At 71.3% G+C, this 13,783-nt stretch carries 16 protein-coding genes; 8 read left to right on the plus strand and 8 right to left on the minus strand.

The features are described 5' to 3' along the window. Window positions 1–88: 88 nt before the first annotated feature. From ABZ016_RS19625 to ABZ016_RS19635, 3 genes are all read right to left on the minus strand, one after another. Window positions 89–325 carry a hypothetical protein gene (locus ABZ016_RS19625; protein WP_356917888.1) on the minus strand — a complete coding sequence of 79 codons (237 nt, stop codon included), beginning with the start codon at window positions 323–325 and terminating at the stop codon, window positions 89–91. 434 nt (window positions 326–759) lie between these two features. Next, window positions 760–1,650 carry a 2-hydroxy-3-oxopropionate reductase gene (locus tag ABZ016_RS19630; protein ID WP_356917889.1) on the minus strand — a complete coding sequence of 297 codons (891 nt, stop codon included), beginning with the start codon at window positions 1,648–1,650 and terminating at the stop codon, window positions 760–762. Window positions 1,651–1,675: 25 nt separating this feature from the next. Continuing rightward, a complete protein-coding gene (locus tag ABZ016_RS19635) occupies window positions 1,676–2,497 on the minus strand; it encodes a TIM barrel protein (RefSeq protein ID WP_356917890.1) in 822 nt (273 codons plus the stop codon). Window positions 2,498–2,792: 295 nt separating this feature from the next. Between ABZ016_RS19635 and ABZ016_RS19640 the strand changes: the two genes are divergently transcribed. The 7 genes from ABZ016_RS19640 (at window position 2,793) to ABZ016_RS19670 (ending at window position 8,517) form a co-directional block, all read left to right on the plus strand. Continuing rightward, window positions 2,793–3,044 (plus strand): hypothetical protein, encoded by a 252-nt coding sequence (locus tag ABZ016_RS19640; RefSeq protein ID WP_356917892.1) that lies wholly within the window; start codon window positions 2,793–2,795, stop codon window positions 3,042–3,044. Then, window positions 3,041–3,409, plus strand: a complete 369-nt coding sequence (locus ABZ016_RS19645) for a helix-turn-helix domain-containing protein (RefSeq protein ID WP_356917894.1) — start codon at window positions 3,041–3,043, stop codon at window positions 3,407–3,409. The genes ABZ016_RS19640 and ABZ016_RS19645 overlap by 4 nt, the downstream gene beginning before the upstream one ends. A 144-nt stretch (window positions 3,410–3,553) precedes the next feature. Next, window positions 3,554–4,069: a 2-oxo-4-hydroxy-4-carboxy-5-ureidoimidazoline decarboxylase gene (gene uraD / locus ABZ016_RS19650; protein ID WP_356917895.1), complete on the plus strand. Its 516-nt coding sequence runs from the start codon at window positions 3,554–3,556 to the stop codon at window positions 4,067–4,069. Beyond that, the gene (gene uraH, locus ABZ016_RS19655) at window positions 4,066–4,470 is read left to right on the plus strand and encodes a hydroxyisourate hydrolase (RefSeq protein WP_356917896.1); all 405 of its coding nucleotides are present in this window, start codon (window positions 4,066–4,068) and stop codon (window positions 4,468–4,470) included. Before uraD ends, uraH begins: the two co-directional genes overlap by 4 nt. Before the next feature lie 2 nt (window positions 4,471–4,472). Further along, window positions 4,473–5,378 carry a factor-independent urate hydroxylase gene (gene pucL, locus ABZ016_RS19660; protein WP_356917897.1) on the plus strand — a complete coding sequence of 302 codons (906 nt, stop codon included), beginning with the start codon at window positions 4,473–4,475 and terminating at the stop codon, window positions 5,376–5,378. A 118-nt stretch (window positions 5,379–5,496) separates the two neighbouring features. Next, complete coding sequence (locus ABZ016_RS19665; protein ID WP_356917898.1) at window positions 5,497–6,876, plus strand: 8-oxoguanine deaminase; 1,380 nt, start codon at window positions 5,497–5,499, stop codon at window positions 6,874–6,876. 267 nt (window positions 6,877–7,143) lie between these two features. Next, window positions 7,144–8,517, plus strand: a complete 1,374-nt coding sequence (locus tag ABZ016_RS19670) for a nucleobase:cation symporter-2 family protein (RefSeq protein WP_356917899.1) — start codon at window positions 7,144–7,146, stop codon at window positions 8,515–8,517. Here the strand turns inward: ABZ016_RS19670 and ABZ016_RS19675 are convergent. From ABZ016_RS19675 to ABZ016_RS19685, 3 genes are all read right to left on the minus strand, one after another. Next, window positions 8,514–8,936: an acyl-CoA thioesterase gene (locus ABZ016_RS19675; RefSeq protein ID WP_356917900.1), complete on the minus strand. Its 423-nt coding sequence runs from the start codon at window positions 8,934–8,936 to the stop codon at window positions 8,514–8,516. The two genes, ABZ016_RS19670 and ABZ016_RS19675, sit on opposite strands and share 4 nt — an antisense overlap. A 65-nt stretch (window positions 8,937–9,001) precedes the next feature. Next, the gene (locus tag ABZ016_RS19680) at window positions 9,002–9,631 is read right to left on the minus strand and encodes a hypothetical protein (protein WP_356917901.1); all 630 of its coding nucleotides are present in this window, start codon (window positions 9,629–9,631) and stop codon (window positions 9,002–9,004) included. 84 nt (window positions 9,632–9,715) lie between these two features. Then, window positions 9,716–10,924 carry a pyridoxal phosphate-dependent aminotransferase gene (locus tag ABZ016_RS19685; protein WP_356917902.1) on the minus strand — a complete coding sequence of 403 codons (1,209 nt, stop codon included), beginning with the start codon at window positions 10,922–10,924 and terminating at the stop codon, window positions 9,716–9,718. 86 nt (window positions 10,925–11,010) lie between these two features. Here ABZ016_RS19685 and ABZ016_RS19690 point away from each other — a divergent pair, with 86 nt between their 5' ends. After that, window positions 11,011–11,637 (plus strand): helix-turn-helix domain-containing protein, encoded by a 627-nt coding sequence (locus ABZ016_RS19690; protein ID WP_356917903.1) that lies wholly within the window; start codon window positions 11,011–11,013, stop codon window positions 11,635–11,637. Between the two features lie 57 nt (window positions 11,638–11,694). On the opposite strand, the gene ABZ016_RS19695 is transcribed toward ABZ016_RS19690, so the two are convergent. Continuing rightward, the gene (locus ABZ016_RS19695; protein ID WP_356917904.1) at window positions 11,695–12,486 is read right to left on the minus strand and encodes a hypothetical protein; all 792 of its coding nucleotides are present in this window, start codon (window positions 12,484–12,486) and stop codon (window positions 11,695–11,697) included. Further along, window positions 12,486–13,751 (minus strand): VWA domain-containing protein, encoded by a 1,266-nt coding sequence (locus ABZ016_RS19700; RefSeq protein WP_356917905.1) that lies wholly within the window; start codon window positions 13,749–13,751, stop codon window positions 12,486–12,488. Before ABZ016_RS19700 ends, ABZ016_RS19695 begins: the two co-directional genes overlap by 1 nt. Window positions 13,752–13,783 lie beyond the last annotated feature (32 nt).

Raw genomic sequence — 13,783 nt, forward strand, 5'->3', positions numbered from 1 at the left:
CCCGGGGGCGGTTGAAGCCCCCGGGGCCGGGTTCAGAGGTTCATTTGAGGGTTCCGTAGGGGGAGTACGACCGGTGCCGTAGGCCTGCCTACACCTCGTGGTGCTCCGACAGCCCCGGCCAGTCGTCCGGGCCGCCGCCCTGCCACTCGACGAGGTCGCTCTCCGCGACGTCGGTGACGTACAGATCGGCCAGCCGCAGGATCTCGGCGACGTCGTCGGTGTGTGTGGCGACGCCCAGGGGCTCGTCGCCCAGGGTGACCCGGCGGGAGCCGTCCAGGGCGGGGGCGTGGACCACGACATGCGGGTGCTCGGTTGGATGTGCCATGCCTTCAGGCTGCTGCGGACCGGACGGTTCCGCACGCCGGCCGGGCCGGCCGTCCGACGGCGCGAGGCTGGGCGCGACAGGGCGTTCGCGCCGCCGGACGGGGTCTTCAGGGGGGCACGACCGAGGGCACAACGGGGGACCGCGGCGGGTGCGACGGGCCCGGGACGTCTTCCCTCAGGTCGAGAAGCCGGCCCGGGACCCTTCACCACCGCACTGGCTCACAGCCGCCGCGGTCCATGCCCTGCCCGCGCCCGCGCCCGGGCGACCACCCCTCATCCGGGTCGCCCCGGGCGGTCGGACGCGGGCAGGGAGTTCGGCGAATCGGTCCTCGTGCTGGGTCCGGGCGGCGCCGCCCCTTTGGGCGCGACAGGACAGGTGTCAGCGGCGGCGCCGCCCGGGGTAGGAGAGACCCCGGGGCCGGGGATGAGCGGGGGTCAGACCTGGGCGCCGGAGAGCCGCTCCACGGCACGCAGCAGCGCCGAGTGGTCCAGGCCGCCGTCGCCCTGCGCGCGCAGGCTCGCCACGAGCTGGGCGACCACGGCACCGACGGGCAGGGACGCGCCGACGTTGCGGGCGGCGTCCGTGACGATGCCCATGTCCTTGTGGTGCAGGTCGATCCGGAAGCCCGGCTTGAAGTCCCGGTTCAGGAAGTTGTCCTTCTTGCGCGTCAGCACGGTCGAGCCGGCCAGCCCTCCGCCCAGAACATCCAGTGCCGCCTTCAGGTCCACGCCCGACTTCTCCAGGAAGACCACGGCCTCGGCGCACGCCTGGATGTTCACGGCGACGATCAGCTGGTTGGCGGCCTTCACGGTCTGGCCGGAGCCGTGCGGGCCGCACAGCACGATGGTCTTGCCGAGCGCCTCGAAGATCGGCTTCGCCTGGTCGAAGTCGGCCTGCTCACCGCCGACCATGATGGACAGCACGGCCTCGACGGCACCGGCCTCACCGCCGGACACGGGGGCGTCCAGCACCCGGATGCCCTGGTCCGCGGCCGCCTTCGCCAGGTCGACCGAGGTCTGCGGGGTGATCGAGGACATGTCGATCAGCAGCGCGCCGGACCTCGCGTTCCCGAGGATGCCGTCGGGGCCGTAGGCGATGGCCTCGACCTGCGGGGAGGCGGGCACCATCGTGATGACGACGTCGGCGTCCCGCACGGCCTCCGCGATCGAACCGGCCGCGGTGCCACCCGCGGCGGCGAGCCGGTCGAGCTTGTCCTGCTCCAGCGTGTAACCGGTGACGTCGTAACCGGCCTTGATCAGGTTCTCGGACATGGGGGAGCCCATGATGCCGAGGCCTATCCAGGCGATCTTGGGAAGAGTGCTCATGGTGGGGTGCCTTTCGGTACGGGGGTCAGCGGGGCAGCCAGTCGAAGGCCCGGGCGCTCGGGCGGTCGCCCGGCTTGTACTCGAGGCCGACCCAGCCGTCGTAACCCGCCTTCCTCAGCTGGTCGAGGAGGTCTTCGAGGGGCAGCGAGCCCGTGCCCGGCGCGCCTCGCCCCGGGTTGTCGGCGATCTGCACATGGCCGGTCTTCGCGGCGTACCGCTCGATCACCTGCGGCAGGTCCTCGCCGTTCATGGAGAGGTGGTACAGATCCATGAGGAACCGGGCGTTGCCCAGTCCCGTCGCGTCGTTGACCCGGTCGACGACGTCGACGGCGGCCGGGGCCGACACCAGCGGGTACAGCGGGGACTCGGGGGCGTTGAGCGCCTCGATCAGCAGGATCGCGCCGATCCGGTCGGCGGCTCCGGCGGCCAGGACCAGGTTCTCCAGGGCGAGCGCGTCCTGCTCGGCCGGATCCACGCCCTCGGCACGGTTGCCGTACAGGGCGTTGAGGGCCTTGCATCCCAGTGACCGCGCGAAACCGGCCGCCACGTCGATGTTGGCGCGGAACCGCTCCGACTCCTCGCCGGGGATCGACAGGGCGCCGCGATCGGGGCCCGGGAGCTGCCCGGCGTAGAAGTTCAGGCCGGTGAGCTGGACGCCCGCGTCCTCGATCGCCTGCTTCAGGGCGTCGAGTTCGGACCGCTCGGGGACCGGCGAGTCGACCCAGGGCCACCACAGCTCTACCGCGGAGAATCCGGCCGCGGCGGCGGCCGCGGGACGCTCCAGGAGGGGGAGTTCCGTGAAGAGGATCGACAGGTTGACGTTGAAGCGCTGGTCTGCGAATCCCATCGGGGCGGCGCTCCCTTCCTTGTATTCCGTATAGCGGAATAAGCTTTCTGCTTAACGGAAGAGTGCCGTGGGCTTTCGAGGGTTGTCAAGGGGGACGACCGGCTCTTCGCTCGCGTGATCGCCCGGGATGCGCGGGGCCTCGTTCTGTCCAGGTCGACCGCCGACGCTTTCAGGGCGAGGGTGCCCGCGTCGGCTAGGGTCGCCTCGTGGCGGACGCGGCACGTCCGTGCGGCCGCCCCGACGCGCCCCGTGGCGGGTGATCCGGGCGCAGGTCACGATGGTGTTTGGGGGCAGCATGCGATTGAGAGTGGAGTTCACCACGGAGCCCTTCGACCTCGACGAGGCGCCCGCGCACGCGGTGGTGGCCCGCGAGGTCGTGGAGACCGCCGAGCTGGACGCCGTCGACGTGGGCCCGTTCGGCAACACCGCGGAGGGCGGTGCCGAGCCGGTGCTCAGCGCCGTCGACGCCCTGCTCCGCAAGGCCCTGGAGGCGGGCGCCACGCGGATCACGCTCCAGGTCAACGTGGTCGAGGAGGGCGAGGCGTGAGCGGCGCGGGCGACGAGCCGTTCATCGCGGCCGTGAAGCCCCTGGTCGACGCCATGGGCGGCGAGCTGGTCCCGCCGGACGAGGCCGGCCCGGACGACGTCGTCCTGTCCTGGGAGGGAGCCGAGGCCGTCGCTGTACGGCTGCCGCAACTCGCCGACTCCCTCGACCACATCCTTGCCGCCATGGAGCGCCGCAAGGGCATGCCGCTGGCCGACCTGGACCGCAAGGCCAAGCAGGAGGTCGTACGGATACTCGAGGCGCGCGGCGCCTTCTCCGTACGGCACGGCGTGGAGACCGTGGCGAGCGCCCTCGGCGTGAGCCGCTTCACCGTCTACAACTACCTCAACCGCGAGAAGGGGGTCTGACCGGACCGCCCACCCGGTCGCCTCACCTCGCCCGGTTTCCTCGCCGCGAATTTTCAACAAACTGTTGACGTGCTGTCGCGGGAGGGCGTTAGCTGTCGGCACGCCCGTTCAGCACGAAGGCCGCATCCGGCCACGGAGGCTCCCGTGACTCCCACTTCCTCGCCGGGCCTGACCCGGTTCAACGCCCTCGAGGAGCACGCGGCCCGTACCGCGCTCCACGAGGCGTGCGCCTCCACGGCTTGGGTGAAGCGGCTGCTGGCCGCCCGCCCTTACGCCACGGCCGAGGACCTGTACGCCGCGAGCGACGCCGCCATGGCGGAGCTGACGGCCGAGGACCTCACGGAGGCGATGGCCGGGCACCCGCCCATCGGCCGCCCGAAGCCCGGCGACCCCGCCTCGGCCCGGGAGCAGCGCGGCATGGCCGGCGCCTCCGACGCGCTCAGGGCGGAGATGCTGGAGCTGAACCTCGCCTACCAGGAGAGGTTCGGCCATGTCTTCCTGATCTGCGCCACCGGCCGGACCGGCGAGCAGATGTGTGACGCGGTCCGGGAGCGGATCGGCAACACACCGGAGCGGGAGCGGGAGATCGTCCGCACCGAGCTGGGAAAGATCAACCGCATCCGACTGGCCCGACTCGTCGAAGAGGAAGCCCGACCATGAGCACCCGCACCACCGCCTCGGTGTCCACGCACATCCTGGACACCAGCATCGGCCGGCCCGCCGAGGGCGTCGCCGTCGAGCTCGCGGCCCGCGCCGGCCGCGACGCCGCATGGCAGCCGCTCGGCGGCTCCGCGACCGATGCGGACGGCCGGTGCAAGGACCTGCCGGCCCTGCCGGAGGGGGCCACCCACGTACGGCTCGACTTCGCGGTGGAGCCGTACTTCGAGGAATCCGCGAAGAAGCAAGCCGATGCGCAGCAGGACGCCCCCGCGAATCGGGACAGCGGTGCCGGTGCGTTCTTCCCGGAGGTGGCGATCACGTTCGCCGTCGTGCCGGGCGAGCACTACCACGTACCGCTGCTGCTCAACCCGTTCGGCTACTCCGTTTACCGAGGGAGCTAGCTATGCCCACCTTTCTGGGACAGAACCAGTACGGCAAGGCCGAGAACCGAGTCGTCAAGATCACGCGGGACGGCGCCACCCATCACATCAAGGACCTGAACGTCTCCGTGTCGCTGAGCGGCGACATGGACGAGGTCCACTACTCCGGCTCGAACGCCAACGTCCTGCCGACCGACACCACCAAGAACACGGTGTACGCGTTCGCCAAGGAGCACGGCATCGAGTCCGCCGAGCAGTTCGGCATCCATCTCGCCCGTCACTTCGTGACGAGTCAGGAACCGATCAGGACGGCCCGCATCCGCATCGAGGAGTACGCCTGGGAGCGGATCGCGACGTCCGGCGAGGCCGAGCACTCCTTCGTCCGCAAGGGCCAGGAGGTCCGGCTGACCCAGATCACCTACGACGGCACGTCGTGGGAGGTGATCTCCGGCCTCAAGGACCTCGTCGTCATGAACTCGACCGACTCCGAGTTCTGGGGCTACGTCAAGGACGAGTACACGACGCTGAAGGAGGCCCACGACCGCATCCTGGCCACCGAGGTCTCCGGCCGCTGGCGGTTCAACTGGACCGACGACGAGCAGCCCATGCCCGACTGGGAGGACTCCTACGACCAGGTCAGGAAGCACATGCTCCAGGCCTTCGCGGAGACGTACTCCCTCTCGCTCCAGCAGACGCTCTACCAGATGGGCGCGCGGATCATCGACAACCGCGCCGAGATCGACGAGGTCCGCTTCTCCCTCCCGAACAAGCACCACTTCCTGGTCGACCTGGAGCCGTTCGGGCTGAAGAACGACACCGCCGACGGCGCCGTGTACTTCGCCGCCGACCGCCCCTACGGCCTGATAGAGGCGACGATCCTGCGGGACGGCCGCGAGGCGCGGATCCCCGTGGATCTCACCAACCTCTGACGGTCCCTCTTTCGGCACCCGTGGCCGGGGAACCCTTCTCCCGGCCACGGCACTCAAAACTCCCGGGGTCCTGCCGTGCCCTCGCCAATGCAGCACACTTCGTGAAAAGGGACGAACCATGGCAGCAGACCGGCGCATCGTCATCGAGAACTGCGCGATCGCGACCGTCGACGCGACAGACACCGAGTACGCCTCCGGGCACGTCGTCCTCGCCGGCAACCGCATCGAGTCACTCGGCGAAGGCCGGGCCCCCGAGGGCCTGGAGGACGTCGCACGCCGTATCGACGCCTCCGGTCACCTCGTCACCCCCGGCCTGATCAACACCCATCACCACTTCTACCAGTGGATCACCCGGGGTCTGGCCACGGACCACAACCTCTTCGACTGGCTGGTCGCGCTCTACCCGGTCTGGGCGCGCATCGACGAGCCGATGGTGCGTGCGGCGGCCCGGGGATCGCTCGCCATGATGGCCCGCGGCGGCGTCACCACCGCCATGGACCACCACTACGTCTTCCCGCACGGCTCCGGCGACCTGTCCGGCGCGATCATCGGCGCCGCCCGTGAGATGGGCGTCCGCTTCACCCTCGCCCGCGGGTCCATGGACCGCAGCGAGAAGGACGGAGGTCTGCCCCCGGACTTCGCCGTCGAGACCCTCGAAGACGCGCTGGCGGCCACCGAGGAGACCGTCCGGGAGCACCACGACGCCTCCTTCGGCGCCATGACCCAGGTCGCCGTCGCGCCCTGCTCGCCCTTCTCCGTCTCCACCGAACTGCTCCGGGACGGCGCCCAGCTGGCCCGCCGCCTCGGCGTACGGCTGCACACCCACGGCTCGGAGACCGTGGAGGAGGAGAAGTTCTGCCACGAGCTGTTCGGCATGGGCCCGACCGACTACTTCGAGTCCACCGGCTGGCTCGGCGAGGACGTGTGGATGGCGCACTGCGTCCACATGAACGACTCCGACATCGCCGCCTTCGCCCGCAGCAGGACCGGCGTGGCGCACTGCCCCTCCTCCAACGCCCGTCTCGCCGCCGGTATCGCCCGCGTCCCCGACATGCTCGCGGCCGGTGTCCCGGTCGGCCTCGGCGTCGACGGCACCGCGTCCAACGAGTCCGGCGAACTCCACACCGAACTGCGCAACGCCCTGCTCATCAACCGCCTCGGCGCGCACAAGGAACGGGCGCTGAACGCCCGGCAGGCGCTGCGACTCGGGACGTACGGCGGCGCCCAGGTCCTCGGCCGGGCGAGCGAGACGGGCTCCCTGGAACCCGGCAAGCTCGCCGACCTCGTCCTGTGGAAGCTGGACACGCTCGCCCATGCCTCCATCGCCGACCCGGTGACCGCCCTGGTCTTCGGCGCGGCGGCCCCGGTCACCGCCTCGTTCGTGAACGGCCGGCAGATCGTCGAGGACGGCCGGCTGCTCACGGTCGATGAGGACGCCGTCGCCCGCGCCACGCGGGACGAGGCCCGGCGCCTGGCGGAGATCGCCGCGCGGGGCTGAACACCCCGATGACTCCGGACGGGAGGGACGGCTCCCGGCCGGTGGCCGTGGACCCGAGCGGGGTTCCACGGCGGCCGTTCCCGGGGTGCGCGTGGACGCGCGCGCCCTGGAACGGTCATCCCCTTCCGTCCCCGCATGTCCGGTCCCTCCCCCAAGCTCTCGGCTTCGCTCGAGCAGGGAGGTACCCCCATGACCACCCGCACCACCTCCCTGACACCCACGGCAGCCCTGTGACGCGGCCGTGTAACCGACCGGAGGGAAGCCGCCGTGGCCGACCACCCCGTTGACGAGAAACTCCCCGCGCTCAAGATGGCGACGACCGGCCTCCAGCACGTGGCCGCCATGTACGCGGGAGTCGTCGCCCCACCCCTGATCGTCGGCGCGGCCATCGGCCTGACCGCCACCGACCTGACCTTCCTCACCGGCGCCTGCCTCTTCACCGCGGGCCTCGCCACCTTCCTCCAGACGCTCGGCGTCTGGAAGATCGGCGCCCGGCTGCCGTTCGTCAACGGCGTCACCTTCGCCGGTGTCGCCCCGATGACCGCGATCGTCGCCTCCACCGAGGACAAGTCCGACGCCCTGCCCATCATCTTCGGCGCGGTCATCGTCGCCGGACTCCTCGGCTTCCTGGCCGCCCCCGTCTTCTGCAAGGCGATCCGCTTCTTCCCGCCGGTCGTCACCGGCTCCGTGATCACCCTCATCGGGGTATCGCTCCTGCCGGTCGCCTTCGGCTGGGCGCAGGGACCCGACCCGGCGGCACACGACTACGGTTCGGCGACCAATCTGGGCCTCGCGGCCGGCACGCTGCTGATCGTCCTGCTGCTGCGTCGCTTCACCACGGGCTTCGTCAAGCAGATCGCCGTGCTGCTGGGCCTGGTCGTGGGCACCCTGATCGCGATCCCGCTCGGCGTCACCGATTTCGGGCCGGTCGCGGACGCGGATGTCATCGGTTTCCCGACCCCGTTCCACTTCGGCGCCCCGCAGTTCCAGCTCGCCGCGATCCTTTCGCTGTGCGTGGTGATGGTGGTGTCGATGACCGAGTCGACGGCCGACATGCTGGCGTTGGGCGAGATCGTGGACCGCCCGGCCGACGAGAAGACCATCGCGGCGGGCCTGCGCGCCGACACCCTCGGCTCGGCGATCAGCCCGCTGTTCAACGGCTTCATGTGCAGCGCCTTCGCCCAGAACATCGGCCTGGTCGCGATGACGAGGATCCGCAGCCGCTACGTCGTCGCGGCCGGCGGCGGGTTCCTGGTGCTGATGGGCCTGTGCCCGATGGCCGCCTCACTGATCGCCGTCGTACCGCGCCCGGTGCTCGGCGGCGCGGGTGTGGTGCTGTTCGGCTCGGTCGCGGCCAGCGGCATCCAGACCCTGGTCCGGGCCGGTCTGGAGAAGGACGACAACGTCCTGATCGTGGCCGTCTCCCTGGCCGTCGGCATCATCCCCATCACGGCGCCGGAGTTCTACCACGCCTTTCCCGAGACGGCCCGGATCGTGCTCGACTCCGGAATCTCGACGGGCTGTGTGGCGGCGGTCCTGCTGAACCTGGTCTTCAACCACCTGGGGAACAAGGACACGCAGGACGTCACCCACCCCATGCAGTCGGGCGAGGAGATCACGGGCGCCAGCCGGGCCGTCTAGAGGCCGAACAGGCCGGGGTCCGTGGCCAGTTCCTTGAAGACCTTCGCGGGATCGGCGACCAGCCTGCGCTCCTTGAGGTCCAGGACCCCGCCGACCGCCGTGATCTCGGCCGCCACCGTGCCGTCGGTCTTGCGGACGGTCTGCTCGATACGGAAGGTCTTGCCGCTGCCCCAGTCGAAGGCGCAGGTCACCTCGACCTCGTCGCCCGCGAGCAGCTCCCGTTTGTAGCGGATGGTCGTCTCCAGGGCCACCGGGCCCACGCCGGTCCCCGTGAGTGCGGACTGGCTGATTCCGGCGGCCTGAAGCAACGACCAGCGGGCGTGCTCCGCGTAGTTCAGGTACACGCTCTGGTTGAGGTGACCCTGCACATCGGTCTCGTAACCGCGGACGGTCACCGGGACGGAAAACGGCTCGCTCATGGGCTTCCCCTCTCGCACCGGACTCTCGTGGTGTGCACAACGATCCACCGATCTTGGCATGCTCATCACGCTCGGCGCGGTGAAGCCAGCAGATACCGGGTTCCGGTGCGCGGCTCGCGGTGCTCGCTCACCTGCCAGCCTGCCGCCTCCAGGGTGGCCGCGCAGGCCCGCAGTGCCTCGCCGTCCGGCTCGTGCACGGCGACGGCCTCCGGCTGCGGAGTCTCCCGCACCCGGTAGCCCCCGTCGTCCGCTCCGGCCGGGCGGTGCCCGGCTGCCTCCAGCGCGAGCGCGGCGGCCCGGACCAGATGCGTGCGCTCCCAGCCGCAGGGCCGGTCGACGGCACCGTCCGGGTTGGTCATCCGGCGCAGCTCCAGCAGCCCCTGCCAGGCGCTGTGCACCTCACGGCGCCGGGCCGACCCGGTCTCCGGCGCCGCTTCCTCACCGCCGACGCGAGCGGCGAACACACCGGCGCCGGCGGGGGCCTCGGCGGCGGGCGCGGGCGTTTCCATGACGCCCTGCCGCACCCGATGGCCCTCCGGCGTCAGGAAGTGGTCGTGCGGCGGCCTCGGATGCCGGAAGGCGAGCCCCCGCTTCACCAGCGCCGCCAGCTGCGCCTCCGTACCCCGCAGCCGCCCCGTCACCGGGTCCGCGGCGTCGATGACCCGCCGCTGCGCGGCGGTCGGCGGTCGGGTCACGGCGTGCTCCTCTCCAGCCGCAGGCGGTCCCGGGGCACTCGCCCCACCTGCTGGAAGGCTACGACCCGCCACTGACAACCGCGCCTACTGCCGGTATCCGCCGAGGAACCGCCCGATCCGCCCGATCGCCGCCTCCAGGTCCTCGGCGTGCGGCAGGGTCAGGATGCGGAAGTGGTCCGGGGCCGGCCAGTTGAAGCCGGTGCCCTGGACCACCTGGATCTTCTCCCGCAGCAGCAGGTCCAGCACGAACCGCTCGTCGTCGTGGATCCGGTGCACCTTGGGATCCAGCCGCGGGAAGGCGTACAGCGCGCCCTTCGGCTTCACACACGTCACGCCGGGGATCTCGTTGAGCTTCTCCCAGGCCACGTCCCGCTGCTCCCGCAGCCGTCCGCCGGGGGCGGTCAGCTCGCCGATGGACTGCCGGCCGCCGAGGGCGGCCTGGATGGCGTACTGGGCGGGCGCGTTGGCGCACAGCCGCATGGAGGCCAGCATGGTGAGGCCCTCCAGGTAGTCCTTCGCGTGCTGCCTGGGGCCCGTGACCACCATCCAGCCGGAGCGGAAGCCCGCCACCCGGTACGTCTTCGACAGGCCGCAGAAGGTGAGGACCACCAGGTCGGGGGCGAGGGCCGCGGCCGAGTGGTGCACCGCGTCGTCGTAGAGGATCTGGTCGTAGATCTCGTCGGCGAACACCATCAGGCCGTGCCGCCGGGCGAGGTCGAGGATGCCCTCGACGATCTCCTTCGGGTAGACCGCGCCGGTGGGGTTGTTCGGGTTGATGATCACGACCGCCTTCGTACGGTCGGTGATCTTCGCCGCCATGTCGTCCAGGTCCGGGTACCAGTCGGCCTGCTCGTCGCACAGGTAGTGGACCGCCTTGCCGCCCGCGAGGGTCGTGACCGCCGTCCAGAGGGGGAAGTCCGGGGCGGGGATCAGGATCTCGTCGCCGTCCTCGATCAGCGCCTGGACGGCCATCGAGACCAGTTCGGACACGCCGTTGCCGAGGAAGACGTCGTCGACGCCCACCTCCAGGCCCAGCGTCTGGTAGCGCTGGGCGACCGCCCGGCGGGCGGAGAGGACACCGCGCGAGTCGGTGTAACCGTGCGCCCGCGGCAGCATCCGGATCATGTCCTGGAGGATCTCCTCCGGCGCCTCGAACCCGAAGAGCGCCGGATTGCCGGTGTTCAGGCGCAGCACGCTGTGCCCCGCCTCCTCCAGCGCGTTGGCCTGCTCGATGACCGGGCCGCGGATCTCGTAACAGACCTCGCTCAGCTTGCTCGACTGCCGGAACTCCATGCGCGCTTCCCCTCCGGAATCTGGTGTTGCTTGGTTTTACCAAGTGCGCGCTTGGAAAGTCCAACAACTTGTCTAGACTGCGTCGCATGCCACCTCGCCGAAGCTACGACCAGTACTGTTCCGCCGCCCGCGCGCTCGACGTCGTCGGCGACCGCTGGACCCTGCTGATCGTCCGGGAGCTTCTCGCCGGTCCCCGCCGCTACACCGACCTGCACGCCGATCTGCCCGGCGTCAGCACGGACGTGCTCGCCTCGCGGCTGAAGGACATGGAGCGCGACGGCCTCGCGACCCGCCGCCGGCTGCCCCCGCCCGGCGCGGCCTACGTGTACGAAGTCACCACCCGGGGGCGGGAGTTGCTGCCCGTGCTCCAGGCGCTGGGCGCGTGGGGGCAGGCGGAACTCGGGGAGCGGCGCCCCACGGACGCGGTGCGGGCCCACTGGTTCGCCCTGCCGCTGCTGCGCCTGCTCGACGGGGAGGGGCTCGTCGAAGTCCGCCTGGAGGAGGGGCTGTTCCACCTCCACGCCGGTGCGGAGGACGGGCCCGTCTACGGTGACGGGCCGGCGCCCGGGGAGCCGGACGCCCGGCTGGTCCTGGACACCGGCACGTGCACGGCGCTCGGCCGCGGGGAGCTGAGTCTGGCGCAGGCCGTGCGCGACGGCCGGATCGAGGTGACCGGCGAGGGCACCCTCGCCAAGGCGCTGAAGGAGGCCTGAACGGAAGAAGGCCCGGACGGGGCGGGCCTTCCAGGTCACCGGGTCATCGTGTCGCCGTCAGGCCGCGGGCGGCACGCGGGGCGGCCGTCCCGAGCCGCGCGTCAGCGCGTACCCGCCGACACCCGCCAGCGCCGCCAGCAGACCGCCGACCGCGGTCCACACCCACCGGTCGGACCACCAGCCGGACGCCCAGCCGTCCTCGGGTTCGAGGCCGAACAGCACGGCCCGGTCCTCCTTCTCGCCCTCGGACTTCACCGCGATGCCGGGCACCAGCGGCTCCGACAGCGAGCCGTCCACCGCCGCCGGACCGCCGATGTCCCTGGAATCCACGCGCACTTCGGTGTCGACGCGGAGTCCCAGGTCGCTGGTGGGGACGCCGGTGACCGTCAGCCGGGCGTAGTACGTGCCCGGCAGCGGGTCGTTCGCCCACGGCTCGGACCAGGCGCGGACCGTGCGCAGCACACAGGCCAGCTCCACGGAGGACGAGTCCGCCACCGCGGTGCGCGTCTGCGCCCCGTACTGGCAGGCCTGGCGGCGGCGCAGCCCGTCGTACACGTCGATCTGCCAGGTCTGCGCGGCGTGGGTGTCCGGCAGCTTCACCGTCGCCCGCACCGTCGGGCGCTGCCCGGTGTCGGCGGGGAACGACCAGTACAGGTAGTCGCCCGTGGAGCCGCTCGCCGTGGCCCGCTGACCCTGCTCGATCTCGGTCGCCGTACGGAAGGAGGTGCCCGCCTGCGTGGGCGCCGAGGAGGTGTCCTGCGAAGGACTCGGCGAGGAGTCGGCCGCGGCCGGGCCGGCCGCCAGTCCGAGGCCCAGCAGTGCGGCGCTCAACACACGTATCACTCGCATCAGTTGGTCCTCCAGACCGCGACCCGCCAGCGCGACAGCCAGCCCCAGACGAGACCGGCGAGGAAGCCGGCGAGAATCAGCACGCCCAGCAGCCACCAGCCGCGCCCCAGGCCGAAGGAGGCCACGTCACTCGCCTGCGACGGGCCGTCCACCACGTCCACCGTCAGCTCCAGCGGCAGACCGGGCGTCGTCTTCACCCCGGAGGCGGCCGAGAAGGAGTGCGAGACGGCCAGGCAGACGGCCTCGGCGGGCGCGTCCTCCTCGTCGCTCTCGGCCTTCGGATAGCGCAGACCCGTGGAGATCACGTCCGTACGGCCGTTGCCCGCCGCCTCGCCGCGTACGATCTCCCGGCCCTTGAGCGTGACGGCCCGCAGCAGGGCGCCGTAGCCGGGGTTCACGGCCCGGTCGGCCGCCACGCTCACCGAGGCACGCAGCTCCTTGCCCGGCGGCACGTCCACCCGGTACCAGCGCTGCTGCCCGAACTCCTCCCGGTCGGAGTACAGACCGGACTCGAGCGTCGGTGCCTTCGCGCACTCGGCCGCGCCCTCCGTGGCCACCGGCGTCACCACCGGATCGGCCGCCCGGTCCACCAACTGGTTGACCCGGTCGGTCAGTTCGTCCTGGTGCTCGACGGACGTGTACGTGCCGCCGGTCGCTTCGGCGATGCAGCTCAGCTGCCTGCTCAGCTTGGCGGTCGGCACCAGGCCCAGGGTGTCGATGGTCAGGCCGATGCCCTTGGCGGCGATCTCGCGGGCCACCTCGCACGGGTCGAGCGGGGCGCAGGTGTCCTCGCCGTCGCTGATCAGCACGATGCGCTTGGAGCCGTTCCCGCCGTCCAGGTCGCCGGCCGCCTTCAGCAGGGCCGGGCCGATCGGCGTCCAGCCCGTGGGGGTGAGCGTGGCGACGGCCGTCTTGGCCTCGGTGCGGTCCAGGGGGCCGACCGGATAGAGCTGCGCGGTGTCCTTGCAGCCCGTCTTCCGGTCGTCCCCCGGGTAGTCGGCCCCGAGGGTGCGGATGCCGAGTTCGACCTCCTCGGGCGTCGCGTCGAGCACCTCGTTGAACGCCTGCTTCGCGGCGGCCATCCGCGACTGCCCGTCGATGTCCCGCGCCCGCATCGAACCGCTGACGTCGAGGACGAGGTCGACCTTGGGGGCGTCCTGGCCCGTGGGTTCACCGGCGGCCGCTCCGGCCGGGAAGGCCAACCCGGCCGTCAACACGGCGAGCAGGGCACAGACCACTGCCGCCGGCCGTTTTCTTGTGATCATCGGCGGATCTTATTGATCCCCGGGGGCCTGCT

This window comes from Streptomyces sp. NPDC006372, assembly GCF_040612515.1.
Lineage (GTDB): Bacteria > Actinomycetota > Actinomycetes > Streptomycetales > Streptomycetaceae > Streptomyces.